The 25,217-nt window shown below is 65.8% G+C and carries 23 protein-coding genes; 9 read left to right on the top strand and 14 right to left on the bottom strand.

Annotation, left to right across the window (positions count from 1 at the left end; all coding sequences use genetic code 11):
- Positions 1-188: 188 nt before the first annotated feature.
- The 3 genes from QOU61_RS04185 to QOU61_RS04175 all read left to right on the top strand — a co-directional run bounded on the left by QOU61_RS04185 (position 189) and on the right by QOU61_RS04175 (position 2,816).
- Positions 189-827, top strand: coding sequence for a COG3904 family protein (locus QOU61_RS04185; protein ID WP_289656873.1), 639 nt, complete (start codon positions 189-191; stop codon positions 825-827).
- A gap of 289 nt (positions 828-1,116) precedes the next feature.
- A complete protein-coding gene (locus QOU61_RS04180) occupies positions 1,117-2,034 on the top strand; it encodes a sulfite exporter TauE/SafE family protein (protein WP_289656872.1) in 918 nt (305 codons plus the stop codon).
- Complete coding sequence (locus QOU61_RS04175) at positions 2,031-2,816, top strand: TIGR02186 family protein (RefSeq protein WP_289656871.1); 786 nt, start codon at positions 2,031-2,033, stop codon at positions 2,814-2,816. The genes QOU61_RS04180 and QOU61_RS04175 overlap by 4 nt, the downstream gene beginning before the upstream one ends.
- 73 nt (positions 2,817-2,889) lie before the next feature.
- Here QOU61_RS04175 and QOU61_RS04170 read toward each other — a convergent pair whose 3' ends face one another.
- The 3 genes from QOU61_RS04170 to QOU61_RS04160 all read right to left on the bottom strand — a co-directional run bounded on the left by QOU61_RS04170 (position 2,890) and on the right by QOU61_RS04160 (position 7,157).
- Entirely contained in the window at positions 2,890-4,728 is a 1,839-nt protein-coding gene (locus tag QOU61_RS04170; RefSeq protein WP_289656870.1) for a cache domain-containing protein, read from the bottom strand.
- Complete coding sequence (locus tag QOU61_RS04165; RefSeq protein ID WP_289656869.1) at positions 4,725-5,696, bottom strand: ABC transporter substrate-binding protein; 972 nt, start codon at positions 5,694-5,696, stop codon at positions 4,725-4,727. The genes QOU61_RS04170 and QOU61_RS04165 overlap by 4 nt, the downstream gene beginning before the upstream one ends.
- Before the next feature lie 537 nt (positions 5,697-6,233).
- Positions 6,234-7,157: a DMT family transporter gene (locus tag QOU61_RS04160; RefSeq protein ID WP_289656868.1), complete on the bottom strand. Its 924-nt coding sequence runs from the start codon at positions 7,155-7,157 to the stop codon at positions 6,234-6,236.
- 108 nt (positions 7,158-7,265) lie between these two features.
- On the opposite strand from QOU61_RS04160, the gene QOU61_RS04155 reads away from it, so the two are divergent.
- Positions 7,266-8,129, top strand: a complete 864-nt coding sequence (locus tag QOU61_RS04155; RefSeq protein WP_289656867.1) for a LysR substrate-binding domain-containing protein — start codon at positions 7,266-7,268, stop codon at positions 8,127-8,129.
- Between the two features lie 65 nt (positions 8,130-8,194).
- Here the strand turns inward: QOU61_RS04155 and pdeM are convergent, their stop codons facing one another.
- The 3 genes from pdeM to QOU61_RS04140 form a co-directional block, all read right to left on the bottom strand.
- Positions 8,195-8,905, bottom strand: coding sequence for a ligase-associated DNA damage response endonuclease PdeM (gene pdeM / locus QOU61_RS04150; RefSeq protein ID WP_289656866.1), 711 nt, complete (start codon positions 8,903-8,905; stop codon positions 8,195-8,197).
- A 6-nt stretch (positions 8,906-8,911) separates the two neighbouring features.
- Complete coding sequence (locus QOU61_RS04145) at positions 8,912-11,695, bottom strand: ligase-associated DNA damage response DEXH box helicase (RefSeq protein WP_289656865.1); 2,784 nt, start codon at positions 11,693-11,695, stop codon at positions 8,912-8,914.
- A gap of 68 nt (positions 11,696-11,763) precedes the next feature.
- Positions 11,764-12,690, bottom strand: coding sequence for a class I SAM-dependent DNA methyltransferase (locus QOU61_RS04140; protein ID WP_289656864.1), 927 nt, complete (start codon positions 12,688-12,690; stop codon positions 11,764-11,766).
- Between the two features lie 166 nt (positions 12,691-12,856).
- On the opposite strand from QOU61_RS04140, the gene QOU61_RS04135 reads away from it, so the two are divergent.
- The 5 genes from QOU61_RS04135 (at position 12,857) to QOU61_RS04115 (ending at position 18,294) form a co-directional block, all read left to right on the top strand.
- The gene (locus QOU61_RS04135; protein WP_289662251.1) at positions 12,857-13,894 is read left to right on the top strand and encodes a ligase-associated DNA damage response exonuclease; all 1,038 of its coding nucleotides are present in this window, start codon (positions 12,857-12,859) and stop codon (positions 13,892-13,894) included.
- A complete protein-coding gene (locus QOU61_RS04130; RefSeq protein ID WP_289656863.1) occupies positions 13,891-15,570 on the top strand; it encodes a cisplatin damage response ATP-dependent DNA ligase in 1,680 nt (559 codons plus the stop codon). The genes QOU61_RS04135 and QOU61_RS04130 overlap by 4 nt, the downstream gene beginning before the upstream one ends.
- Positions 15,571-15,633: 63 nt before the next feature.
- Positions 15,634-15,936, top strand: a complete 303-nt coding sequence (locus QOU61_RS04125) for a DUF6460 domain-containing protein (protein ID WP_289656862.1) — start codon at positions 15,634-15,636, stop codon at positions 15,934-15,936.
- Between the two features lie 23 nt (positions 15,937-15,959).
- Positions 15,960-16,694: an MBL fold metallo-hydrolase gene (locus QOU61_RS04120; RefSeq protein ID WP_289656861.1), complete on the top strand. Its 735-nt coding sequence runs from the start codon at positions 15,960-15,962 to the stop codon at positions 16,692-16,694.
- A 316-nt stretch (positions 16,695-17,010) separates the two neighbouring features.
- Complete coding sequence (locus QOU61_RS04115; RefSeq protein WP_289662249.1) at positions 17,011-18,294, top strand: MATE family efflux transporter; 1,284 nt, start codon at positions 17,011-17,013, stop codon at positions 18,292-18,294.
- Here the strand turns inward: QOU61_RS04115 and QOU61_RS04110 are convergent.
- The 8 genes from QOU61_RS04110 to QOU61_RS04075 all read right to left on the bottom strand — a co-directional run bounded on the left by QOU61_RS04110 (position 18,269) and on the right by QOU61_RS04075 (position 25,172).
- Positions 18,269-19,363, bottom strand: a complete 1,095-nt coding sequence (locus tag QOU61_RS04110; protein ID WP_289656860.1) for a quinone-dependent dihydroorotate dehydrogenase — start codon at positions 19,361-19,363, stop codon at positions 18,269-18,271. The two genes, QOU61_RS04115 and QOU61_RS04110, sit on opposite strands and share 26 nt — an antisense overlap.
- Positions 19,360-19,704, bottom strand: a complete 345-nt coding sequence (locus QOU61_RS04105) for a DUF952 domain-containing protein (RefSeq protein ID WP_289656859.1) — start codon at positions 19,702-19,704, stop codon at positions 19,360-19,362. The genes QOU61_RS04110 and QOU61_RS04105 overlap by 4 nt, the downstream gene beginning before the upstream one ends.
- 251 nt (positions 19,705-19,955) lie before the next feature.
- A complete protein-coding gene (locus QOU61_RS04100) occupies positions 19,956-20,735 on the bottom strand; it encodes a class II aldolase/adducin family protein (protein WP_289656858.1) in 780 nt (259 codons plus the stop codon).
- Between the two features lie 179 nt (positions 20,736-20,914).
- Positions 20,915-22,555 carry a lysine--tRNA ligase gene (locus QOU61_RS04095; RefSeq protein ID WP_289656857.1) on the bottom strand — a complete coding sequence of 547 codons (1,641 nt, stop codon included), beginning with the start codon at positions 22,553-22,555 and terminating at the stop codon, positions 20,915-20,917.
- A gap of 145 nt (positions 22,556-22,700) precedes the next feature.
- Complete coding sequence (locus QOU61_RS04090; RefSeq protein WP_502876882.1) at positions 22,701-23,591, bottom strand: ABC transporter substrate-binding protein; 891 nt, start codon at positions 23,589-23,591, stop codon at positions 22,701-22,703.
- 198 nt (positions 23,592-23,789) lie between these two features.
- Entirely contained in the window at positions 23,790-24,380 is a 591-nt protein-coding gene (locus QOU61_RS04085) for an SCO family protein (protein WP_289656856.1), read from the bottom strand.
- Between the two features lie 22 nt (positions 24,381-24,402).
- Positions 24,403-24,651 carry a hypothetical protein gene (locus QOU61_RS04080; protein ID WP_289656855.1) on the bottom strand — a complete coding sequence of 83 codons (249 nt, stop codon included), beginning with the start codon at positions 24,649-24,651 and terminating at the stop codon, positions 24,403-24,405.
- Positions 24,652-24,707: 56 nt separating this feature from the next.
- Positions 24,708-25,172 (bottom strand): Clp protease/crotonase-like domain-containing protein, encoded by a 465-nt coding sequence (locus tag QOU61_RS04075; protein WP_289656854.1) that lies wholly within the window; start codon positions 25,170-25,172, stop codon positions 24,708-24,710.
- Positions 25,173-25,217 lie beyond the last annotated feature (45 nt).

Below are 25,217 nucleotides of genomic sequence, written 5' to 3'. Positions count from 1 at the left end.
GTTCTGAGAGGATCGAAGTGTCTGTCGATGATGGCCAGGACTCGGCAGGCCGACCCGCGCGATCGCCGACGGGACCGTGGGTGGCGCCGCCCCGCGCGCCGGCCAATCCGCCGCCTGCCTCTTCGCGTTCCGCAACCCACAGCACGAACAGGCGATGGTTGTGGTCGATCGCCTTTTTCGTGCTCCTGATGAGCAGCCTCGGCATCCGAGCCTACAGGGATTTATCGCGGCCGGAAGCCTGGGCCTACTGGAAGGACCAGTATTTTTCGCCGAGCCTTGGCGCGTCGTTGATCGGCAGCGCCGACCTCGACGGCTCGGGCCGCGGCCGGCGCGCCCTCGCGATCCGCGGCACGATCGGCCCGGCGGCGGCCGGCTGGCTGCGCGAGCAGCTCAACGAGGCCCATCTCGCACCGGGCGAGACCGTGCTGCTTTCCTCTCCCGGCGGCGATCTCGCGCAGGCCGCCATCATGGGTGAAATCATCAGGTCGCGCGGCCTCGCGACGGCTGTCGGCACCACCGACGCCACCGGCCGTGTCAGGCCGGCTTACTGCGCGAGCGCGTGCGTGCTGGTCTATGCCGGCGGCAAGCCGCGCTATGGCGTGGCAGGCTCGCTGCTGGGCGTCCATCGCTTTGTGTCGACCGCAACGGTCGGCGATCCCGTGGCCGAGACGCAGCGCACCGCAGGGCTGGTGCTCGGCTATTTCACGAAGATGGGCGTCTCCTCCGCCGTCGTGGAGGCGATGTCGCAGACCAGGGACGTGCGCTGGCTCGACACAAAGGAGGCGCTGGCGATGAACCTCATCACCGATCCCGTCGGCAGGCCCTGAGCCCCCGCGAACGCGGCCGCATTAATCCAAATCATTCACCAAGCCGGCAGATGCCCGGCCGCGGACGGCAAAAAACCGCGCGCGGGGCGGATTCTCCAGTCCCGCTGGCAGCCGTTTTCGGTTATGCAGGGGCGCGGCAAATCGATCCGCATTTCCCGGCGCCTGTCGCGGGAATTCGGAACGCGCGGCCGGCAAGTGCCCATCGAGAAAAGCGAACGCCATCGATAATGCGAGCCGGGAGCGGCTTCGGCCTCTTTCCAAAGGCTCAACCTTCCAGAAGCGAACGGCCGTGCAACTTTACCTTCCGATCGCCGACATCCCCGTCAACATCTTCCTGATCCTCGCGATGGGTGCGGCCGTCGGCTTCGTGTCGGGCATGTTCGGCATCGGCGGCGGCTTCCTGATGACGCCGCTCTTGATCTTCATCGGCATCGCGCCGGCGGTCGCGGTCGCCTCCGTCGCCAGCCACATCGCGGCCTCGTCCTTTTCCGGGGCGATCTCCTATTGGCGGCGACGCGCCATCGACCCCGCGCTTGCGCTGGTGCTGTTGACCGGCGGCAGCGTCGGCACCGCGCTCGGGGTGTGGACCTTCACGCAATTGCGCGCGCTCGGCCAGCTCGACCTGATGATCGCGCTGTCCTATGTCGCGCTGCTCACCACCGTCGGCGGGCTGATGTTCTGGGAAGGCCTGCGGGCGATGATGCGCACGCGGGCCGGCGTGCTGCCGCCACGCCGCAGCCACGGCTGGATCCACGGCCTGCCGCTGAAGATGCGGTTCAAGCGCTCCAAGATCTATTTGTCGGTGATCCCGATCGTCGTGGTCGGTATCGTCATCGGCTTCATCGGCGCCATCATGGGCATCGGCGGCGGCTTCATCCTGGTGCCGATCATGATCTATCTGTTGCGGGTCCCGACCTCGACGGTGATCGGCACCTCGATGGTGCTCACCCTCGTCACCATGGCGTTCGCGACCCTGCTGCACGCCGCCACCAACCACCTGGTCGACATCGTGCTGGCGCTGATCCTGATGGTCGGCGGCGTCACCGGCGCGCAGTTCGGCGCGCGCGCCGGCCAGAAGATCCGCGGCGAGCAGTTGCGGCTGCTGCTCGGGCTTCTGGTGCTCGCGGTCGGCGTCCGCTTTGCGATCGAGCTCGTGATCCGTCCCGACGAGCTCTTCACCATCCGCGAGACCGGAGGGGCGGGATGACGGCGCGGCTGGTCCTGATCGCGAGCCTCGTGCTGATCGGCATCGCCTGTGCCGGCGAGCCGGCCCGCGCCGAGCGGCTGATCGTCTCGGTCTCCAACCACCGCGTCACCGTGACGCCGAACTATTCCGGCGAGGAGCTCGTGCTGTTCGGCTCGGTGGAGAAGGACGGCGCGACCCCGGCCGACCGCACGACTTACGACCTCGTCGTGACCGTGATGGGGCCGCGCGCCGACATGGTGACACGGCGCAAGGAGCGCCGTTTCGGCATCTGGATCAACACCGACTACCGCCAGTTCCTGCAGGTGCCGAGCTATCTGGCGCTGTTTTCCAACCGCCCGTTCGACGACATCGCCTCGCCCGAGGTCGAGCGGCGCCAGCAGCTCGGGCTCAACAACGTGCTGCTGACGCAGCGCGTCGGCACCGACTACGCCGACGTGGTGCCGAACGACGCCTTCCGCAGCGCCTTCGTGCGCCTGCGCAAGCAGCACGGGCTCTACCGCGAGGACACCGCGGCCGTGACCTTCCTGACGCCGACGCTGTTCCGCACCGGCATTCCGCTGCCCGCCGAGGTGCCGATCGGCACCTATGACGTCGAGATCAAGCTGTTCTCGCGCGGGACGCTGGTGGCGCGCACCGAGACCGCATTCGAGATCGTCAAGGTCGGCTTCGAGCAGTTCGTCGCCACCAATGCGCGGTCGAACGGCTTCATCTACGGACTTGCCACCGTGGCGATGGCGCTGATGAGCGGCTGGATGGCCTCGATCGTGTTCCGGAAGGATTGAGCCGCGTCATTGCGAGGAGCAGCCGCGCACTCGATCAGTGCGGGCGGCGCGGGCCAAGCTCCTTCGCCGGAGGTTACGCGCTCCCTCGCACTTCCTCGGCGGCCGCATGGTCAGGCAGGCCGGGCTTTCGCTCCTGAGAATGCGGCTGGCGCAGATCAACCGCGAAGATCTGCAGCGGGTGGTCATAGCCCTTGATCATGCGCCTGCCGAGGGGCTCGATCGCAACGCGGTCCTTCAGGCCTTCGGCGACAGTCGGGTCGACGAGAATCTGCCCGTCCTTCGCCGAGCCACAAAGCCGTGACGCCAGATTGACGACGCTTCCGATCGCGGTGTAGTCGATCCGGCCCTCGTAGCCGACGGTTCCGACGATCGCCGGCCCCATGGCGATACCCACGCCGAAGCCGACCGCATGACCTTTGGCACGCCAGCCGATGACAAGAGATTGCACGGCCGCCTGCATGTCGATCGCGACCTGAACTGCGCGGAGCGCCGGATTCGCCCGCGCGACCGGCGCATTGACAAGAACCATCACCCCGTCGCCGCCGAAGCCGGTCAGCGTCGCTTCATGACGGGTGACGACGGCACCAATGGCTTCGTAGTATTCCGAAAGCAACGCCATGATCGCATCAGGCGCGGCCCGGGCGGAGAAAGAGGTGAAACCGCGCAGATCGCCGAAGATCGCAACGACCTCACGCCGCTGTCCTTCCAGCATGCGCTCATCGGACTGCTCAACCAATTCCGCCACTTGCGGCGCCAGGAATCGCTTCAGACGATTGATGCGCTCGGATTTGTCCTTGGAGATGGTCAGTTCTGCCGCCATCTCGTTGAAGCGATTTGCCAACTGCTCCAGTTCGTCGCCGCTCGATATCGCGATGCGATGGTCGAATTGGCCAGCGCCGATCCGGTGAACTCCGTCCTCGAGTTGCCGGATCGGTCCCGACATGCGGTGTGCAAGCCAATAGGCGAGCGCAGCGGCGAAAAATGTGCCGACGAGGATCAGAGCCAGAGCACGCCACAGCGTCGCGCGGATCGATGCGAGTGCCTCGGAAACAGGCTGCTGCGCGATCACCGTCCAGCCCACATTGGCCGCAGGTACCGAGGCGGCGACGACGGCGTTGCCAGCATCGCCCGTCGTCACCACCGCCGATCCATTCGCGGCGTTGACGACGGATTTGAGTCGATTGAAAGCGGGTGAGCCGGCGCCGCCTCGCAGGACCAGACTGATGTCCGGGTGGGCAATCAGGCGCCCGGAATCGTCGATGACAAAGGCACGGCCGGTGTTGCCGATCTTGATTCCTGCTATGACGTCCCAGATCATTTTCAGATTGATCTCGGCGATGGCAACTCCGTCTGCCGCCCGATTTCCGGCGACCGCAATCACCATGTAGGGCTCGGAATCGCGCCGATATCGAACGGAGCCGTACCAGACCTCGCTGGCGCGCGCACCGCGCACCGCTGGATCCTGCGCCAGATCCGCGCCCCGGCCGATCCTGTTCAGACCCAATCTGGAGACAAAGATGCGTTCGGTCCCGGTTTGGTCAACGAGCGTGATCGAGACGATCGCGGGGACCTGCTGCAGAAGACGCTCGGCATCGATCTTGTGCGAATTGTCATCGCCTTCGGCCCATGGAAACTGCACGACCCAGCCGATCTGGTCGCCTATTCCATCGACAAAGGTTTGAATTCGATCGGCCGCCGACCGTGCCTCTGCCTTGAGAAGCTCGTTGAGCTGGAGGCGCTGATCTCGATAGCCAAACCACGCCTCGCTGACGGCGCCGAGCACAAGTGGCACGACGACTGCGACGAACAGCGTGAAGAAATATCTTCGGAACAGGGAACGCCGCCGACGCGCTTGCGGAAAAGCGATGCGGTCAGGACAACGAGCATTCCCTTCCAGGCCGGGCGACCTCATTCGATCACCTTGTTGGCGCGGAACAGGATGGAGGATATGGCTCGCTCGACGCCGAGGGTCCTGGCCGTCTTGAGATTGACGACGAGTTCGAATTTTGTCGGCCGCTCGACCGGAAGATCGGCCGGCTTTTCGCCACGCAAGATCCGGTCGGCATAGGTGGCGAGCGAGAAATATGTTGCGCGTTGATTGGCGCCATAGCTCAGAAGTCCGCCGGCATCGCAATACTCGCTCCACCCGAACATCGAGGGCAGACGCTGCGCTATGGCAAACTCGGCAAGCCTGGCTCGATGCACCATCGTCACGGCGTCTGGAAAGACCAGCATGGCGTCCGCGCGCGCCTTGCTCGCCGCCTCAAGCGCCTTGTCCAGTTCACGAGCGCCCGCGAAAGGAACATAGATCGGATCAGCGCCCAGCGCCTGCGTGACCTGCCTGGTGGTGCGCCATTCCGACTGTTCTCCCGGATGATTCGTGTTCGACAGGACGGCGAGCGTTCGAAGCCCTGGAAAAATGTCCTTGAGCAGCTCAACTCTCTTTCCGGCGAGCTCGAGCGAAAGGAACGTGCTGCCCGTGAAATTGCCGCCGGGTTCCCCCAGGCTTTTGACGATACCCAGTTCGACCGGGTCGCCGCTGAGGGCAAACAGCACGGGAACTTCCGTCACGGCCGTCATCGCCCGGGTTGCCGGACCGCTCGACACCGCGAGGTCTATGTTGCCCCGCTTCAATTCGGATACCACCTGCCGCAGCGCGGCGGGATCGCCGGCCGCGTAGTGCAGCTCAAAGACGACATCTTTTCCCTCGGTGTAGCCCCGCTCACGCAACCCTTCGCGGAATCCATCCAGGAATGGATCGGGTTGCGGCTCAGTGGAAACCCAGAAGATGCGATAGACCTTTGCCGGCTGTTGCGCGCGCGCCAGCCGCGACCACATCATCGCACCACCTGCAAGTGCAATGAAATCTCGCCGTCTCATCGCAACCCAACCGACGCCAGGGCTTACACGTCCAAAAAGAGACCGACTAAATGTCCAGGAGGGCGACGGCTCAGGGGCAACTCATCGCTCATCTAGTTCTGTCGATGCAGGGATGAAAAAGTTCATGCATCGCCAGCAGGCCAGGGTCGATCTGCGACCTCGTCTGGCTGATCGTCTGGGCCATCACTTCGCTTGGCGCAATTCGCTTCTGGAACTTCATCGCCCTTGGAACGAAGCAGAAGCTGCTTCCGCATTTCAGCGAGGCGGGCGCGACAATATTGGTGGTAAAGCAGGTCGAGTACGGAGGGCATGATCGAAACCCTCGTTGGATCTTCACTATGTTCCGTCACTACCACGCCTCTGCCCATTCAAGAGGTGATCTAGATCACAACCTCTCTCCTTCGTGATGGCGGTTCCACTCGCGCTCCGACCGGGGCGGCTCCAATACTCCGACACCTTTGATTTTGACATTCGCAAAAGTGCCTCCCGGAGCGGGGAGCGAATGTTAGAATCGGACCACTAGTGTCATCGAAAGCGTCATGCCTTGCTCCCTTGCGTCGCGGCCGACGGACGCGTCACCAGATAGATTCCGAGCGCGACCGGGATGATTCCGAGCAGGTCGCGGAATTCGACATGCTCGCCGAGCACGAGGAAAGCGAACAGCATGCCGAGCGGCGGCATCAGGAAATGATAGGAGCTTGCGGCGGTCGCACCACACACTTTCAGGAGATGAAACCAGAGCAGGTAGGCGAGGATCGATCCGCCCAGCACCAGGAAGGCGAAGGCGCCGACCAGGCCGCGGCTCGGCACGATCTCGTGCACGTCGGCAAACAGCAGCGCGAAGGGCAGCAGCGCCAGCCCGCCGGCGATGTTCTGGATGCCGTTGCCGAGCCACAGGCTGCCCTTTGGCGCCAGGAGCTTGAACAGGATGGTGCCGGCGACGATCGAGGCGAGTGATGCAAGCGTGAAGACGATGCCATCGGCGCTGTCGGTCCCGACCGCGATCCGGTGCCAGACGATGAAGGCAACGCCGGCAACGCCGAGCAGGAGCCCGGCAACCTTGCGCCAGCTCAACTCCTCGCCGAGGAAGAGCGCGGCGAGCGCCGCGGTGAACACCGGATTGGCGGAAACGATCAGGCCGCCGAGGCCGGCGGAGACCGATTTCAGCCCGGTATAGCCGAGGCCGAGATAGAGGGCGTTGTTGGCAAGACCGATCACGGCGAAGATCGCGGCGTCGCGCCAGGTCATCGACCACTTCTCGCCGCGAAGAGCGGAAATGCCGAGGATCAAGAGACCCGCAAGCGAAAAACGCGCCGTGAGCAGGATCAGGGGCGGGCAATCGGTGACGGCGATCTTGCCGGCGACGAAGGCGAAGCTCCAGAGCAGGCAGAATACGACAATATAGAGCGGCAGCAGATTCAATCGGGGGCGGGGCACCGCGATCGACGGGGCGAGTGACATGGAAGTCTCCTTTGCCCCTTCCATCTAGGTCCGGCGGTTGCCATTTGGAAATTAAATGATAGACTGAAATGCAGTGGATTTCTTAATGACGCTCTCGAAGGTGACGTCATGCTCGACCTCGAACTGTTGCGCAGTTTCGTCTCGGTGATTGACGCCGGCGGCTTCACCCGCGCCGGCGAGCGCGTCCATCGCACCCAATCGACGGTGAGCCAGCAGATCAAGCGGCTGGAGGACGATCTCGGCCAGCTGCTTTTGATCCGCACCGGCAAGGACGTGACGCCGACGGAAGCCGGCGAACGGCTGTTGTCCTACGCGCGGCGGCTGCTTGCACTCGCGGAAGAGGCGCGCGACGTGGTGGCGCGGCCGGATTATCAGGGCGCGGTGCGGCTCGGCATCCCCGAGGATTTCGCCGCCTCACGGCTGGCCCGGCTGCTCGCGACATTCTCGCGCTCGCATCCGAATCTGCGGCTCGACGTGCGCTCCGACCAGAGCCTGACGCTGCGCCGCGAGCTCGAATTCGGCCATCTCGATCTCGCGCTGTTCAAGCGCGACGCCGGCGAAAAGGGCGGCATCGCCAGCTGGCCGGAACGCGTGCACTGGGTGACGAGCAAGACGCGGCCGCGCGACCTCTCGACCGGCTCGGTGCCGCTGATCGGATTTCCGGGAGGCTGCCTCTACCGCGCCCGCGCCATCCACGCGCTGGAGGCCGCGGGCCGCTCCTGGCACATGGCCTATTCGTCGTCGAGCCTTGCCGGCATCCAGGCGGCGGTCGCGGCCGGCATGGGGCTCAGCATTCTCTCGGAGATGGCGATTCTGTCCGACCATCGCGTGCTGACGGCGAAGGACGGCTTTGCGCCGATCGATAAGACCGAGCTCGCACTGCTCGCCTCGCCGCAGGCGACCCCGGCAACGCTGCGGCTCGCTGAACGGCTGGCGGAATTCTGCGACAACGTGCAGGCGAAGGCGGCGTGAGGATGCGAACGCTTTGTCACCTCTCCCCGCCGGGGAGAGGTGAAGGGGAGCTCGACGGCACTTCCTCAACAGCAGCGCGACGCGGCGATGGCGTGCAGGCGGCGGTCGCCGAGCAGATGCGCCATGAAGGAAAGCGACGAAAAGATCCTCGCGAACGCCGCATCGCGGATGGAGAGGCCCCCGCTATAGGCGCCGAAGGCCGGCATCACGGCGCGCTCGCCATCGCTCGCAAAGCAGCGCCGCTCCATCGAGCGGCCGCGGGCCGCGACGCGGGCCTTGGGATGCAGATGGCCGGCGATCTCGCCGGCCGCACCGGTCGGTTCATGACGGAACATGATGGGGCCGATTGCGACCTCGCTTGCGACCACGCCGCCAAGGTCTGGCGGCAGCGCCGGATCGTGGTTGCCCGCGATCCAGATCCAGTCGCGCCGCGCCTGCAGGGCGCCGATCGCGTCGCGATCGGTTTCCGACAGGCGCTCATGCGCGGTCCTGTCGTGAAAGCTGTCGCCGAGCGCGATCACCATGCGCGGATCATGGCGGGAGATGACAGCAGCGAGCCGGCCCAGCGTCGCCGCGGTGTCGTAGGGCGGCAGCAGCACGCCACGCGCCGCGAAGCTCGAACCCTTTTCAAGATGCAGGTCGGAGACGACGAGCAGGCCCTGCTCTTCCCAGACCAGCGCGCCGGAGATATCAGCGATCAGCGTGACGCCGGCAACCGTGACCGCCGAAACGCGCGAGACCCGATCATCCTCCGAAGCTCGCGCGTGCGCCGTCACGTTTTGCTATCCCATCGCTTCCTTGATGAGCTCGTCGGCGGCCTCCGCCAGAAGCTCATCGGATGCTTCGCCATAAACTGACTCGCGGCCGATTTCCAGCATCACGGGCACGGCGAGCGGCGAAACATGGTCGAGTTCCCGGTGGGTGATTCGCCCCTTGATGCGGGCAAGCATATCACCGAGCCGGCGCAGATCGAGCAGGCCCGCCGCCGCGTCCGCCCGCGCAGCGCGCAACAGCACATGATCGGCCTGGTGCTTGCGCAGGACGTCGTAGATCAGATCGGTGGAAAACAGCACCTGGCGGCGGCTCTTTTCCTCGTCGGTGAAGCGCCGCGCGATCAGGCCCGAGATCAGCGCGCAGCTGCGGAACATCCGCTTCATCAGCGCGGACTCGGCGAGCCATGCTTCCAGATCGTCGCCCAGCATGTCCGGATCGAACAGCGCGGCGAGATCGAGCTTGCCGTTGCGGATCATGAAGGAGGTATCGCCGATGCCCCAGATCGCGAGCGCGTATTCGTTGGCGACGAAACCGAGCGGCCGGGCGCGGGCGCGCTCCAGCCGGCGCGTCAAGAGCATGCCGAGCGTCTGGTGCGCGAGCCGCCCCTCGAACGGATAGCAGACGAGATAATACTTGCTGGCGCGCGGAAAGGTTTCGACCAGAAGCTCGCGCGCCGCCGGCACGCGGGAGAAATCCCGCTGCAGCGAGAGCCAGTCGCGCACCTGCTCCGGCAGCGCGCCCCAGGCGCGGCGATCGTCGAGCAGGTTGCGGACGCGCTCTGCGAGATAGGTCGACAGGGGAAACTTGCCGCCCATGTAGGACGGCACTTTCGCGTCCTTGTCATTGGTGCGCGAGACATAGACCTGGTCCTCGACCAGCGCCTCGTAGCGCACGATCTCGCCGCCGAACACGAAGGTGTCGCCGACGACCAGTCCCTCGATGAAATATTCCTCGATCTCGCCCAGCATGCGGCCGCCGCGCGCGATCGCGCCCGTCGAGCCGGTGCCGCTGCCACGCGAGCGCACCAGCTTCACCTTCAACATGGGTTCTTCGACGATGGTGCCGACGTTGAGCCGATAGCTCTGCCGCACCTTGGGATTGGCGACGCGCCAGCGCCCCTGCTTGTCCTGCTTGATGCGGGCGAAACGCTCATAGGTTTTCAGCGCGTAGCCGCCGGTCGCGACGAAATCGACGACGTCGTCGAAATCGGCGCGCGCAAGCTCGGCATAGGGCGCGGCGGTGCGCACCTCGGCAAACAGCTCGTCGGAGAGGAACGGCTCGCCGCAGGCGCAGCCCAGCACGTGCTGCGCCAGCACGTCGAGCGCGCCGGTGCGCAACGGCGGGGTGTCCTGCGCATTCTCCGCGACCGCGTCGATGGCGACGCGGCACTCCAGCACCTCGAAGCGGTTCGCGGGGACGAGAACGGCCCGCGAAGCCTCGTCGAGACGGTGATTGGCGCGGCCGATGCGCTGCATCAGGCGCGAGGCGCCCTTCGGCGCGCCGATATTGATGACGAGATCGACGTCGCCCCAGTCGACGCCAAGATCGAGCGAGGAGGTGCAGACCACGCCGCGCAACCGGCCCGCCGCCATCGCGTCCTCGACCTTGCGGCGCTGGGCGACATCGAGCGAGCCGTGATGCAGCGCGATCGCCAGGCCATCGTCGTTCATGCGCCAGAGCTCCTGAAACAGCATCTCGGCCTGGCTGCGGGTGTTGACGAAGACGAGCGTGGTCTTGTTGCGCTTGATCAGGTCGTAGATCTCGGCCAATGCGTGGCGCGCGGTATGGCCGGCCCACGGCAGACGCTCCCTTGTGTCCAGCATCTCGACCACCGGCGGCGCGGCGCCGCCGGCGAGCACGATGTCGGCGGAGACGGGCTTGCCGTCCGGCTGCGGCACCAGGAAGCGCGCGAGCTGCTCCGGCTCGGCGACGGTTGCCGACAGCCCGATCGTGCGCATCTCGGGCGCAAGCCGCCACAGCCGGGCGAGACCGAGCGACAACAGATCGCCGCGCTTGGAGGTGACGAGCGCATGCAGCTCGTCGAGCACGAGGCGCTTGAGCGAGGAAAACAGATAGGGCGCATCGTCCGACGCAAGCAGCAGCGCGAGCTGCTCGGGCGTCGTGAGCAGGATGTCGGGGGGATAGCGGCGCTGCCTTTGCCGTCGCGACACCGGCGTGTCACCGGTGCGGGTCTCGACCTTGATCGGAAGCCCCATCTCGGCGATCGGCGCCTCCAGATTGCGCGCGATGTCGACTGCGAGCGCCTTCAACGGCGAGATGTAGAGCGTGTGCAGGCCGCCGGTGCGCTTGACGGAGCGACCCGTCGAGACGACGCGCTGCGGGGCTCCGGCCATATGGGTCTCTCCGTCTCCCGCGCGCTCCTCTAACTCTCTCCCCCTGAAAGGGGGAGGGTTGGGGTGGGGGTCACCGAGCAACGAGTGGGGGTCACCGAGCAACGGGTGGGGGTCACCGAGCGACGCAACCAGAGAAGACTCCCTCCCGGCACGCTCCGCGTGCCGGGCTCGGCTCAAGCCGGGGCCAGGCCATCCCCCTTTCAGGGGGAGGTGAGGATCATCACTCAACTCCACCAGCGTCGGCAGGAAGCCGGCAAGTGTCTTGCCGGCGCCGGTCGGCGCGATCAGGAGCGCGGACCGGTTGTCGCGGGCCTTTTCCAGCAAAGCCAATTGATGCGCGCGCGGCGCCCAGCCACGCGAGGCGAACCATTTCTGAAAACGGTCCGGCAGCGGCGCTGGGATCTCGAACGGCAGCTCGGGCTGGTTACGGCGCGACACGCCCAACAGCTAAGCGCTCCCGGCCGCTTCGTCGAGGGCGGCCTTGACGCTATCAGGCCTTGGCGCCGTCAAGCCTTTGCGGCGACCACGACGAGGCCCGGCACCGGGAGATCGCTCTCGTTGCGCGCGGATGCAACTTCAAGATACGGCATGGCCAGGGTGGCGGTGGCGACCGCATCGCGCACGCAAGCCGGGCTGTGGGCGTAGCGCAGGCCGGCGCCGACCATGACGTCGTCGCCGTCATGCGTTTCCGCGGTGAAGGCAAACAGACCGCCGGGCACAAGCACGCGCGCGGCCTCGGCGAGCACCGGCGCGAGATCCGACACATAGACCATGGCATCGGCCGCGAGGATGAGATCGGCGCTGGCATCGGGGCGGCGTCGCAAGCCCTGCACCATGTCTTCGAGCTCGAGCTCGGCATAGAGCCCGCCTGCGCGGGCCTGCTCGATCATCCTCGGCGACAGATCGATGCCGATGAAATGGTCGACCTCCTTGGCAAAGGCGGTCGCGGCAAGGCCGGTGCCGCAGCCGAGATCGATCGCGCGCCTGAAGAAACACGGCTTCTTCGCCGCATGCCGCACCGACAGCACCGCCTTGAACAGGAGCGCCGGGCCGCGATAGTCGAGATCGTCGACCAGCGCGGCCTCGAAGCGCGGCGCATATTGATCGAACAGCGCCTGCACGTAGCCGGACGGCATGCCCGAGACCGGCTCGGCGCCGAGCCGCATCAGCCAGAGACCGGCGCCATGGCGATCCGTGGCATCGGCGGCGCGCGCCCGGCGAAAGGCCTCGATCGCCGCATCGTTCGCGCCGAGCGCCTGCCTGATCTCGCCGAGCGTGAACCAGGCGGTGGCAAAATTCGGCGCCAGTTCGGTAGCCTGCTCGAGCAGGTCGGCGGCGGCGGCGAGATCGCCCTTCAACTGCAAATCGCGCGCGAATTCAAAACGGCGGTCGGCCAGAAGGTCGCCGGAGGACAGGAACAGGCGCGCGGGCATCTTGCGGGAACCACTCCATCATTGCCGGGCAAGAGCGCGAAGCGCGTCTTCGTCCCAAGGGCCCCCGGCAATCCATCAAACAAGGAAACTTCCGAAAGATGGATGCGCGGGTCAAGCCCACGCATGACACCTGAAAACAGCCTTGCGCCGGCTTATATACGGCAGCATGCGACCGCAGGAGATCCTTAGCCCCACGCCCGCCGGCCTCCTCTGCAAACCGGGCGGCTTCCATATCGATCCGGTGCGCCCGGTGGCGCGGGCGGTGATCACCCATGGCCATTCCGACCATGCCCGGGCCGGCCATGGCGCGGTGCTGGCGACGCAGGAGACGCTCGACATCATGCGGCTGCGCTACGGCGAAAACTTCGCCGGCACGACGCAGGCGGTCGCCTATGGCGAGGAAATCCGGCTCGGTGACGTCACGCTGAAATTCCATCCTGCCGGCCACGTGCTGGGCTCGGCGCAGATCGCCGTGTCCTGCAAGGAGACCTGCATCGTCGCCTCCGGCGACTACAAGGATGTGCGCGATCCGACCTGCGCGCCCTTCGAGCTTGTGCCGTGCGACGTGTTCATCACCGAGGCGACGTTTGGATTGCCGGTATTCCGTCACGGCAACGCCGGCGACGAGGTGAAGAAACTGCTGGCGTCTGTTGCGCTGTTTCCGGAACGCGCGCATCTGGTCGGCGCCTATTCGCTGGGCAAGGCGCAGCGCGTGATCGCGCTGATCCGCGAGGCCGGGTACGACGCGCCGATCTACCTGCACGGCGCGATGGAAAAGATCACGCGCTACTACGAAAGCCGCGGCGCCGCGCTCGGCGAGCTTCGCGCCGTGCGCGGCGTGAAGAAGGCCGATCTTGCCGGCACCATCACGCTGGCGCCGCCGACGGCGACGTCCGACATCTGGACGCGCCGTTTTCCCGATCCCGTCACCGCCTTCGCCTCCGGCTGGATGCGGGTGCGGGCGCGGGCGCGCCAGCGCGGCGTCGAGCTGCCGCTGGTCATTTCCGACCATGCCGACTGGGACGGCCTGACCTCGACCATTGCCGCGACCGGCGCCGGCGAGGTCTGGGTCACCCACGGCCAGGAGGACGCGCTGGTGCATTGGTGCCAGTCGCAGGGCTTGCGCGCGCGGCCGCTCGACCTCGTCGGCTATGGCGACGAGGAGGAAAGCGAGACGCTCGCAGCTGATGAGGGTGAGGCATGAACCGCTTCGCCGAGCTGCTCGACCGCCTCGCCTACGAGCCCGGCCGCAACAACAAGCTGCGGCTGATGTCAGATTATTTCCGCAAGACCGAGGACCCCGACCGCGGCTATGCGCTGGCCGCGCTGACGGGTGCGCTGTCGTTCAAGCACGCGAAGCCGGGGCTGATCCGCGACCTGATCATGGCGCGCACCGATCCCACGCTGTTCGCGCTGTCCTACGACTATGTCGGCGATCTCTCCGAAACCGTCGCGCTGATGTGGCCGAAGGCGCCGCTTGCGTCGGGCCACAACAATCCGCCGCCGCCCACGCTGACAGATGTGGTCACGACACTGCGCACGCTCGGCAAGACCGAGATGCCGCGGCAGCTCGCGCGCTGGCTCGACGAGCTCGACGAAACCGGGCGCTGGGCGCTCTTGAAGCTCGTCACCGGCGCGATGCGGATCGGCGTCTCGGCGCGCCTCGCCAAGACCGCGGCCGCAGCCCACGGCGACAAGGACCCGCACGAGATCGAGCTGATCTGGCCGGGGCTCACCCCACCCTATCTCGAGCTGTTTGCCTGGCTGGAAGGCCGCGGCGACAAGCCGGTCAACCGCGATCCCGCGCCGTTCCGTCCCGTCATGCTGGCGCACGCGATCGAGGACGCGGATTTCGCGGCGCTCGATGCCGCCGACTATATCGCCGAATGGAAGTGGGACGGTATCCGCGTGCAGGCGGTCGCGGGGCTTGATCCGAACGGCATGATGCAGGCACGGCTTTATTCGCGCACCGGCGAGGACATCACCAAAAGCTTTCCGGACCTCTTGCCGTCGCTGCACCTGCCGGGCGCCATCGACGGCGAGCTACTGGTGATGCGCGAGGGCCGTGTGCAGAGCTTCAATGTGCTGCAGCAGCGGCTCAACCGCAAGGTCGTCTCGCCCAAGCTGACAAAGGACTACCCGATCCACCTGCGCGCCTACGACCTGCTCGGCGATGCCGACAATGACCTGCGCGAGCTGCCCTTTGCCGAACGCCGCGAAAGGCTCGAAGCCTTCGTGAAGAAACTCGGCGACGCCAGAATAGACCTGTCGCCGACCATTGCCTTCGAGAGCTGGGAAGCGCTGAAGGCGGCGCGCGCCGATCCGGCCCAGGCCGGCGCGGGCGACGACGCCGAGGCGGTCGAAGGCGTGATGCTGAAGCGGCGCGATGCGCCCTACTCCCCGGGCCGGCCGAAGGGACAGTGGTGGAAATGGAAGCGCGACCCGCACATCATCGATGCCGTGCTGATGTACGCGCAGCGCGGCCACGGCAAGCGCTCGTCCTATTATTCCGACTACACGTTCGGGGTGTGGACGCCGGGCGAGGCCGGCGACGAGCTGGTGCCGGTGGGCAAGGCCTATTTCGGCTTCACCGACGAGGAGCTGTTACAGATCGACCGCTTCGTCCGCCGCAACACGGTGGAAAAGTTCGGCCCCGTTCGCCATGTCGTGCACGAGCCCGACAAGGGCCTCGTGCTGGAGGTCGCCTTCGAGGGCCTGCAGCGCTCGCCGCGGCACAAGTCGGGCGTCGCGATGCGTTTTCCCCGCATCAACCGGCTGCGCTGGGACAAACCGCCGCGCGAGGCCGACCGGCTGGAAACGCTGGAAAAGCTGCTCAAGGCCGAGACAAATAAAGTTTTGGTAAGCTCTGGTGCTAGGTAGCGGGTTCCCCATCTGCTCGCTGCCGGTGTATTATCGGCACGAATCCCGCGGGGAGTTTGGGCGATGGCCAACGACGTGAGAGACCTGCCGGCAAGTAATGACGGCCTGTACCGCTTTCTCGGCGGCTCGCCGCTCTCAGTGGCGTTCCGGCTGATCCTGCTGTCGATCCTGGTCGGCGTGGTGCTGGCGGCGATCGGCTTCGACCCCTGGAATATCCTGCACAGCATCCGCCTGCTGTTCCAGCGGCTGTGGGATCTCGGCTTCGACGCCATCAACGGGCTGTGGCGCTATTTCCTGCTCGGCGCGGTGATCGTGGTGCCGGTCTGGTTGCTGTCGCGGCTGTTCAGCGCGCCGCGCGGCCGCTAGCCTTTCGCGGCGGGTCGCGCCCGATGCAGTTGCGCTTTGTCGGCTGCGGCGACGCGTTCGGCTCGGGCGGCCGCAACAACACCTGCTTTCATGTCACAGGCGACCGCGTCAATTTCCTGATCGATTGCGGCGCCACGTCATTGCCGGCGATGAAGCGGCTCGGCATCGCCCGCGAGCCGATCGACCTGATCCTGATCACGCATTTCCATGGCGACCATTTCGCCGGGCTGCCCTTCCTCCTGCTCGACGCGCAGTTCAGCCGCCGCAACCGCCCCCTCGTCATCGCCGGACCGCAAGGCATCGAGACGCGGCTTGCGCAGGCGATGGAGACAATGTTCGAGCATTCCTCGAAAACCAAACCGAAATTCGATCTGTCGGTGCTCGCGCTCGCGCCGGGATCGACGCATCAATTCGGGGCGGTCCGCGTTACGCCGTTTCCGGTCGTGCATGGCGAATCCGGTGGACCGTTTCTCGGTTACCGGATCGAGGCCGAAGGCCGCGTCATCGCCTACAGCGCCGACACCGAATGGACCGAGACACTGGTGCCGCTGGCGCGCGACGCCGACCTGTTCATCGCCGAGGCATATACCTATGACAAGGCGGTCAAAAATCACCTGAGCCTTGCCGCGCTCGAAGCCCATCTCGCCGAGATCGCGCCAAAGCGGCTGATCCTCACTCATATGAGCGACGACATGCTGGGACGGCTCGGCACCATCGGCCATGCCACTGCGCATGACGGCATGACTGTCGACCTCTAGTACCGCCGATTTGAAGTCCGCCACACGGGCTTCCACGAAACGACGAGGCGGACTTCAAATCGAAAGCGGTCCTAGAATCATAAACTTGCTGGTACCCTTTGCTTGCCGAAGTTCGTAAAAGGCGTGCCGCAAAGACTCACGAACTTCGGAAAGCGGGTACTAGTGCGGGGCCGGAAAACATGGCACCGGTGACCGGACGACGATAAGGGCAAGCGGGCGCACCAGGACCGCCGATTTAGAGCCAGTGGAACAAACTCCCGGAAAATTCCGCATCAAGGTCACGACGTCAGAGGTCTTTGCCATCGCGGGCCCGGCGATGGTCGCGAACCTGACCACGCCGCTGATCGGCATCGTCTCGACGACGGCGATCGGGCGGCTCGGCGATGCCGCGCTGCTCGGCGGCGTGGCGATGGCCTCGGTGATCTTCGACTGCCTGTTCTGGCTGTTTGCCTTCCTGCGCATGAGCACGGTCGCCTTTGCCGCGCAATCGCTCGGCGCGGGCGAGCCCGCAGAGCTGCCGGCCATCCTGGTGCGCGGCTTCATCGTCGCAGGCCTGATCGGATCGGCCCTGATCGTCCTCCAGGTCCCGCTCGCCGCGATCCTGCTCGACGCGATGGGCGGCAGCGAGGCGGTCACGCGCGCCGCCAGGGCCTATTTCATCATCCGCATCTGGGCGGCGCCGCTCGCGCTCTCCAACTACGTCGTGCTGGGCTGGCTGATCGGCCAGGCGCGCGCGAAACGGGCGCTGGTGCTGCAGATCGCGATCAACCTCATCAACGTGGCCGCGACAATCGTGCTCGTGCTGGTATTCGATTGGGGCATCGCGGGCGCGGCGATCGCCGCCGTGATCGCGGAGGCCACAGGCCTTCTGCTCGGCACAGCGATGGCAAGACGGCTGTCGGAAGGCGGCCTGTCGGTTGCCCGTGCGCGGCTGTTCGACCGCGCCAAGCTGATGCGCATGCTCGCGGTCAACCGCGACATCATGATCCGCACCGCGGCGCTGATCACCGCATTCCTGTTCTTCACCGCACAAGGCGCGCGATCAGGCGACGTCACGCTCGCAGCGAACGCGGTACTGAACAATTTCCTGCTGATCAGCGCCTTCTTCCTCGACGGCCTTGCCAATGCCGCTGAACAGCTCTGCGGCCGCAGCTTTGGCGCGCGCGACCGCCATGGCTTTGCCGATGCAACGCGGCTCGTGATCCTCTGGGGCTTCGGCTTTGCGCTGGTGGTCGCCGCTGTCTTCGCGCTGTTCGGGCCCGCCCTGATCGACTTGATGACGGCGAGCGAAGCGGTGCGACGCGGCGCGCGCGACTATCTCGTCTTCGTCGTCCTGGCACCGCTGCCGTCAGTATTCGCCTTCGGCTTCGACGGCGTCTATATCGGCGCGACCTGGGCGCGCGACATGCGCAACCTGATGATGGCGTCGCTGGCAATCTTCTTCGCTACCTGGTTCGTGCTGCGCGGGCTTGGCAATATCGGCCTGTGGTGGGCGATGCTCGCCTTCTATGCGGCGCGCGGCGGCCTGCAGGGCGCGCGCTACCCGGCGCTGTTCCGGGCGTCATTCGCGCCGGCTAGACCGGCCAGTCCTCGGCCGTGATCGAGGCGGCATCGGCGCCAACGATTTCGGACAGCGAATCCCGCCCGGTGCGCAGCAGCGTGGATGCGAGATCGCGCTTGATGTCGTCGACCAGGCCAAGGCCCTTGTAGACCAGCGACGAATAGAGCTGGACCAGGCTGGCGCCGGCGCGGATCTTGGTCAGCGCCGCACCGCCGGAGTCGATGCCGCCGACGCCGATCAGCGGAAACGCGCCTTCGACACGCACATAGGTTTCGGCCACCATCCGCGTCGACAGCCGGAACAGCGGCCGTCCGGACAGCCCGCCCTGCTCCTTGGCGCGGGTCTGCTCGCGCAGGGTCGCGGGCCGCGCCAGGGTGGTGTTGGCGACGATCATGCCGTCGACCCGGCGCGAGCGCGCCACCTGCACGACGTCGTCGAGCTCGGCAAGGCTGAGATCGGGAGCGATCTTGAGCAGCACGGGTGAGTCGCCGGCCTTGGTGCGCACCTGCTCGCGCGCGTCGATCACCTTCGCCAAGAGATCATCGAGCGCCGCGGCATGCTGCAGATCGCGCAGGCCCGGCGTGTTCGGCGAAGACACGTTGACGGTGAAATAGCTCGCGACCGGTGCAAAGGTCTCGATCAGCTTGACGTAGTCGGCGGTGCGGTCGGCGGAATCCCTGTTCGCTCCGACATTGACGCCGACGATACCGGGAAGCCGGGCGCGCGCGGCGAGCCGGCGCAGCACGAGATCGGCGCCGTCATTGTTGAAGCCCATGCGGTTGATCACGGCCTCGTCGCGCTCGAGCCGAAACAGCCGCGGCCGGGGATTGCCGCTCTGAGGCCGCGGCGTCACCGAGCCGACCTCGACGAAGCCGAAGCCGAGCCGCAGCAGCGCGTCCGGCACCTCGCCGCTCTTGTCGAAGCCCGCGGCCATGCCGACCGGGTTCGGGAAGTTGAGCCCGAAGGCGCGCACCGCGAGCTTGGGATCATCCGGTCGCGGCCGCAGCGGCGGCAGAAGCTTCAGCCCGCTGATGGCGAGCCGATGCGCGTCCTCCGCGTCGAACCAGCGCAGCAGCGGCAGCGAGAAGGCGTCGAAGGCGCGGATCACGGCGCAAGCTCCGGGATCTCGTGCGATCCGTCGGCGCGCGTATGCAGGTTCAGCACACGGCGGACCGCGCCGAGATCGAGATCGCCATAGAGATGCGGAAACAGGTCGTCGTTGCGCGAGCGCTCCCATTTCAGCGCTCCGCCCAGCGCATCCGCCTCGACCTCGACCAGGAACAGGCCGGCCTGGCCAAAAAAGTGCTTTCGCGCGGTTTCCGCGACCTGGGCCGCGGTCGAGAAATGGATGAAGCCGTCGCGCGCATCGTCGGCGCTGCCCCGAAAGACGCCTTGCCGCTCGGCTTCCCGCCAGGCGGAAGCGGGGCAGATTTTGTAGATCCTGGACACGACTGGCCTGCTTGATCGTTGAGTCTCTTGGGCTTTTCAGGCGGGACCGTATCGGCGGGAAAAGCCCAACTCAAGGGCGTGTGGCGTACCTTGCACCGGATAGATCGGCGCCAAAGCAACAAAATGCCCCGTGGCGGAGCCGCAAAGCGGCGCCTCAGCCACGAGGCCGGTCATTCGAGGAAAATCGGCGGGATCGGCCCCCAATCTTCCCTGGGAGCCTTGCCTTGGGGGGCCTTGCCTGGGAGCCTTCCCTACGAGGCGTAGTCCGGTTCCTTGCGGTCGAGGCTACGTTTGAGCGCATCGAAATGCCGCTGCGCGGGCCCCGGCTGGTACAGGCTGTTGCCGCCAATATCGCGCTTGGTCTTTTCCACCACCGGTGCGGGAAGCTTCTTCAGCGGCTGGCCGGTCCACATCGCGTAGATCTGCACCTGCGCGGCGCGCTCGATGTAATAAAGCCGGTCATAGGCCTCGGCGATGGTCTCGCCGACGGTGGAGATGCCGTGATTGGCCATGAAAAGCACGGTCTTGTCGCCGATCACCCGCGCCAGCCGCGCGCCCTCCGCCGGATCGAGCGCGGGCCCGGTATATTCGTCGTCATAGGCGATCTCGTTGATCATGCCGACCTCGGTCTGGCCGATCTCCTTGATGCAGGGATCCTCCAGCCGGGTCAGCGCGCTGGCATAGGGCATATGGGTGTGAAACACCGCTTTCGCCTGCGGCAGCGCCTTGTGGATCGGCGCGTGGATGCAATAGCAGGAGCGCTCGACGTCGCCCGTGCCACTCTTCACAAGGCCATCGTCGATGCCGACCTCCATGAACGAGGACGCCGTCACTTCCGACCAGTGCATGCCGAACGGGATCTGGTAGTAGCGGTCGCTGCGGCCGGGCACCACGAAGGTCAGGTGATTGAAGATGCCCTCGTTGAATCCGTGCATGACGGCAAGGCGATGGGCGGCGGCGAGATCGACCCGCGCCTGCCACTCTTCCGTGCTGCACTCGGACAGCGTCTTGGGCGAAACCCTGAACTGCATTTGAGCGATCTCCCTGCGGATATTCATTATTGCCGCGCATTGTAGCGCGGTTCGCACCGATCGTCATTGCCGGGCTTGACCCGGCAATCCATCAAAACGGGATGCCTTTATTGCAAATTGAGATGGATGCGCGGGTCAAGCCCGCGCATGACGATCCGCAAGACGGATCGCGATGCGCCCTACGCCGAGCGCGCCAGCGCGCCGTCGATCATGGCGACCGCGTTGGCGACGCCATAGACCGCGACGAAGGAGCCGAAGCGCGGGCCCTTCTCCTGGCCGAGCAGCACCTGGTAGAGCATGTTGAACCAGTCGAGCGAGACGCCCGGCTTGCCGTCCTTGCCCTTCTTCACCGGATCGAGGAACGGCTCGCGGCGGCCGATCTCGTAGACCACGTCCTGGATCTCCTCCGCGCTCGCGCCCGGCGGCAGGTTCGACAGCGCATCGCGCAGGTCCTGCAGCGCGGCGCGCTCGCCGTCGGTGGGCTCGCGGAATTTTTTCGTCGGCGCCACGAAGTCGCGATAGTAGTTGATGGCGTAGTTCACCATCGCATCGAGCTTCGGGTGCGAGGCCGGCGTCACGCCCGGACGGTAGCGCCCGATGAAGCCCCACAGCGTGGATGCATTCTCCGCATTCGACGACGACACCAGCGTCAACAGCAGCTGGAAGGTGACGGGCATGTCGGCCTTGGGCGGTCGCCCCGAATGGATGTGCCAGACCGGATTGGCGAGCTGCTGCTTGCCGTCCTGGCGCGGAAACGCGTCCAGAAACTGCTGGTACTCGTCGACGTGGCGCGGGATCACGTCGAAATAGAGCCGCTTCGCAGCCTTCGGCTCGCGATACATGAACAGCGACAGCGATTCCGGCGAGGCGTAGCGCAACCATTCGTCGATGGTGAGCCCGTTGCCCTTCGACTTCGAGATCTTCTGGCCGTTTTCGTCGAGGAAGAGCTCGTAATTGAAGCCTTCCGGCGGCGTGCCGCCGAGCGCCGAACAGATCTTGCCCGAAAGCTTCACAGAGTCGATCAGGTCCTTGCCGGCCATTTCGTAGTCGACACCGAGCGCGAACCAGCGCATCGCCCAGTCCGGCTTCCATTGCAGCTTGCAATGGCCGCCGGTGACAGGCGTCGTCACGGGCTGTTTCGTCTCGGGGTCTTCATAGGTGATTGTACCGGCCTTGGCGTCATGCGCCGACACCGGCACGTAGAGCACCTGGCCGGTGCGCGGGCTGATCGGGAGGAACGGCGAATAGCTCGCCGCGCGTTCTTCGCGAAGCGACGGCAGCATGATCGCCATCACCTTGTCGATCCGCTCCAGCATGCGCAGCAGCGCCGCGTCGAAGCGGCCCGAAGTGTAGTAGTCGGTCGAGCTCGCGAACTCGTAGTCGAAGCCGAAGGCGTCGAGGAAGGCGCGCAGCCGCGCATTGTTGTGCGCGCCGAAGCTCTCATGGGTGCCGAACGGATCGGGCACCCGCGTCAAGGGCCTGCCGAGATGCTGCTCCAGCATTTCGCGGTTCGGCACGTTGTCCGGCACCTTGCGCAACCCGTCCATGTCGTCGGAGAAGGCGAGCAGCCGCGTCTTGATCTTGTCCTCGGTGAGCACGCGGAAGGCGTGGCGCACCATGGTGGTGCGCGCGACCTCGCCGAAGGTGCCGATATGCGGCAGGCCGGAAGGGCCGTAGCCGGTCTCGAACAGCACCTCGTCCTTCGGTTTCTTTTTCAGCCGCGCGACAATCGCCTTCGCCTGCTCGAACGGCCAGGCGTTGGATTGCTCGGCAAGCGACCGCAGGTCGCTCGGGCTCGCTGAAAGTTCGATCGTGGACATTTTGAGAAGAGTTCTCCGAGGATCAGAAGTCAAATGCGTAGTATGGACTTGTAGGGTGGGCAAAGGCGCGCTTGCGCCGTGCCCACCATCGCAGCCAGGGTGGGCACGCTACGCTTTGCCCACCCTACGATATCCCGTCAAATTCCTAAAACGGGCTCACCGAAAAATAGCGCAGCCACAGGTCGGTGTATTTGCCCTTTTCCCAGACCCGGAACAGCGCCCAGTTCAGGGTCTGCCGGAGCAGGTCGTTGCCCTTGCGCACGGCGATGCTGACGCCCTCGCCGAAGAAGCGGCTTTCGATGAACGGTCCGCCGGAGAAGGCACAGCAGTCGGCGGAATCGGTGCCGTTGATCCAGAAGGCGAGCGAGATCGCATCGCCGAAGATGAAATCGACCTCGCCCCGCCTTAAGCCCAGCCGCAGCGCGTCGTCATTGGCATAGCTGCGGATCTCGGCGTCGGTGAACATCGCCTTGAGGTAGGCTTCGTGGGCGGAGCCGCCGATCACGCCGACCTTCTTGCCTTCGAGATATTCGGGACGCACCTCCGGCATCACGGCATCGCGCCGCGACACGAAGCGCGCCGGCACGCGGTAATAGGGATCGGTGAAATCGACGCGGCCGCGCAACTGCGGCGTCACCGCCATCGAGGCGATGATCGCATCGCCCCGGTTGCTCGTAAGCGCATCCAGCATGGTCTCGAAGCGGCGCATCTGGATGGTGCAGGTGACCTTGATCTCCTCGCACAGCGCGCGCGCGAGGTCGACATTGAAGCCGGCCGGGTTGCCGTCGGGGCCGGTGAAGTTGAACGGCGGATAGTCCGTCTCGGTCAGGAAGCGGATCACCGTGATGCGCGACAGGTCCGGCCGCTCGGGCCGGCGCCGCGGGTCCCAGAACCCGGGCACGGCCTGCGGTGCGGCTTCCACCGCGGGCCTCGGCGGCGTCTGCGCCACCGCGGGCGCGACCGCGAGCCCCACCATTCCGGTGAGGGCGGCGAACAGCAGGGCGCGACAGGAATCGACGACGGCGGACAGGGCCATGGGCAATCGGGATCGAACTTGTTTGACCCGGCCTTATAGACCATGGGGCCGGGAACGCGAGGGCCGTTTGTGCCCGGGGTCAGAGCGCGATGGCTTCAAGTCAAAGCGCGATCACACATTAGCTTGCTGTTTGCGCATGATCTTTTCGGAAAACCGGTGCCCACTTTTCCGGATCATGCGCGGCGCCCTGAAGCAAGGTCAGAGATACCGCTTGAGGTCGCTGGCGGCCTCCTCGGGCGTTCGCTTCAGGTTGAAGGGGGCGACGAACCGGCCGTCGCGATCCATCAGATAGATCAGCGCGGTGTGATCCATGGTGTAGTCGCCGTCTTTCAGCGGGACCTTCTTGGCATAGACGCGGTATTCGGTCGTGATCTTGGCGATCGCCGCGGGATCGCCGGTCAGGCCCTTCAGGTGCGGATCGAAGCTCGACAAATAGTCCTTCACCGCGGCAGGCGTGTCGCGCTCGGGGTCGACCGAGATGAAATAGGCGTTGACCAGGTCGGCATCCTTGCCCATGGCCCGCAGCACCTCGGAAATCTCGAACAGCGAGGTCGGGCAGACATCCGGGCAATGGGTGAAGCCGAAGAAGATCAGGGTCGGGCGGCCCTGCAGGGCCTTTTCGGTCACGGTCTGGCCGGCCTGGTCGGTCAACTGGAACGGGCCGCCGATCGCGGCCGGCGCGGTCACCCCGCGCACCCCGCCGAACGCCCACAGCACCACGGCGAGGCCAACCACGAGGCTTGCCGCGAAGCTGGCAACGATCACGAGCGGGCGGGAACTGTTAGCCATTTCCTGAAATTTCCCTTTCCGGTCAGAAGCAGGCGGACACGCCAGCGGCGATGGTCTCGAAAAAGACCGCCGAGCCATAGTGGAACCAGAGCGCCGCCGTCCCGACCAACAGGAGGCCGCCGAGGGCCGCGCCGCCCCAGATCACGGCCGTCCGTAGCCCGCCCGCGGGGCGGGACGATGGCAGCGCCGGATGGGACGGGGAGAAGGTCATGACCTTGAAATAAGGCCAGTTCCGCGCACGGGCAAGCGCCACGCACCGCGCCTTAATCACGTCATCCTGATGGAATGCGCCAGCCCGGCGAGGCCAGCGGCCTCACGCCATCGCGCCTAGTGCGTCTTGTTCGTGGAAGCCTGGGCGTCGAGGTAGCAGGGCTTGTACATGGTCTGCAGCTCGCGGCCCTTCAGGAAGATCATCCGTGGCGTCAGCCCGCCGCGCGCCGTGATCCAGCGCCGGACCTGCGACGGATACATCGAATACAGCATCTGGGTTGCTTCGGGGTTGGTGACGGCGCGGCCATTGGCGCCGAAATCCCAGGCGGCGTGGAACCCGAGCAGCGCGTGCGAGGTGACGCAGATCTTGTCGTGGGGGACGGCGCCGAGCACGATGGTGCAGGCGGAGGCGCAAAGCCCGTCGATGATTACGGTTTCGCCCGACGTTCGCAGCCCCTGATATTTGTCGACATAGGTTCCGATCCGGCCGCCGCGATCATCCGCGATCCTGACCACCGCATGGCTAGCCCCCACGCCCGCCAGCAAGAGAACCGCCGCGAGCAACGCCGTCACGAACTTCATTTCCCTGCCCCAGTGCAAATTCTGTCGTCGAACCCGAATCTGGTC

The organism is Bradyrhizobium sp. NP1 (assembly GCF_030378205.1).
GTDB lineage: Bacteria > Pseudomonadota > Alphaproteobacteria > Rhizobiales > Xanthobacteraceae > Bradyrhizobium.
This window is presented reverse-complemented; position numbering and strand designations above follow the sequence as displayed.

Excerpts from the sequence above, each read along its gene's own strand:
- QOU61_RS04185 (WP_289656873.1), top strand. The coding sequence starts at position 189 with ATGAGCAGCCTCGGCATCCGAGCCTACAGGGATTTATCGCGGCCGGAA.
- QOU61_RS04175 (WP_289656871.1), top strand. The coding sequence starts at position 2,031 with ATGACGGCGCGGCTGGTCCTGATCGCGAGCCTCGTGCTGATCGGCATC.
- QOU61_RS04170 (WP_289656870.1), bottom strand. The coding sequence starts at position 4,728 with ATGAGGTCGCCCGGCCTGGAAGGGAATGCTCGTTGTCCTGACCGCATC.
- QOU61_RS04165 (WP_289656869.1), bottom strand. The coding sequence starts at position 5,696 with ATGAGACGGCGAGATTTCATTGCACTTGCAGGTGGTGCGATGATGTGG.
- QOU61_RS04160 (WP_289656868.1), bottom strand. The coding sequence starts at position 7,157 with ATGTCACTCGCCCCGTCGATCGCGGTGCCCCGCCCCCGATTGAATCTG.
- QOU61_RS04155 (WP_289656867.1), top strand. The coding sequence starts at position 7,266 with ATGCTCGACCTCGAACTGTTGCGCAGTTTCGTCTCGGTGATTGACGCC.
- QOU61_RS04140 (WP_289656864.1), bottom strand. The coding sequence starts at position 12,690 with ATGCCCGCGCGCCTGTTCCTGTCCTCCGGCGACCTTCTGGCCGACCGC.
- QOU61_RS04135 (WP_289662251.1), top strand. The coding sequence starts at position 12,857 with ATGCGACCGCAGGAGATCCTTAGCCCCACGCCCGCCGGCCTCCTCTGC.
- QOU61_RS04130 (WP_289656863.1), top strand. The coding sequence starts at position 13,891 with ATGAACCGCTTCGCCGAGCTGCTCGACCGCCTCGCCTACGAGCCCGGC.
- QOU61_RS04125 (WP_289656862.1), top strand. The coding sequence starts at position 15,634 with ATGGCCAACGACGTGAGAGACCTGCCGGCAAGTAATGACGGCCTGTAC.
- QOU61_RS04120 (WP_289656861.1), top strand. The coding sequence starts at position 15,960 with ATGCAGTTGCGCTTTGTCGGCTGCGGCGACGCGTTCGGCTCGGGCGGC.
- QOU61_RS04115 (WP_289662249.1), top strand. The coding sequence starts at position 17,011 with ATGGTCGCGAACCTGACCACGCCGCTGATCGGCATCGTCTCGACGACG.
- QOU61_RS04100 (WP_289656858.1), bottom strand. The coding sequence starts at position 20,735 with ATGCAGTTCAGGGTTTCGCCCAAGACGCTGTCCGAGTGCAGCACGGAA.
- QOU61_RS04095 (WP_289656857.1), bottom strand. The coding sequence starts at position 22,555 with ATGTCCACGATCGAACTTTCAGCGAGCCCGAGCGACCTGCGGTCGCTT.
- QOU61_RS04090 (WP_502876882.1), bottom strand. The coding sequence starts at position 23,591 with ATGGCCCTGTCCGCCGTCGTCGATTCCTGTCGCGCCCTGCTGTTCGCC.
- QOU61_RS04085 (WP_289656856.1), bottom strand. The coding sequence starts at position 24,380 with ATGGCTAACAGTTCCCGCCCGCTCGTGATCGTTGCCAGCTTCGCGGCA.
- QOU61_RS04075 (WP_289656854.1), bottom strand. The coding sequence starts at position 25,172 with ATGAAGTTCGTGACGGCGTTGCTCGCGGCGGTTCTCTTGCTGGCGGGC.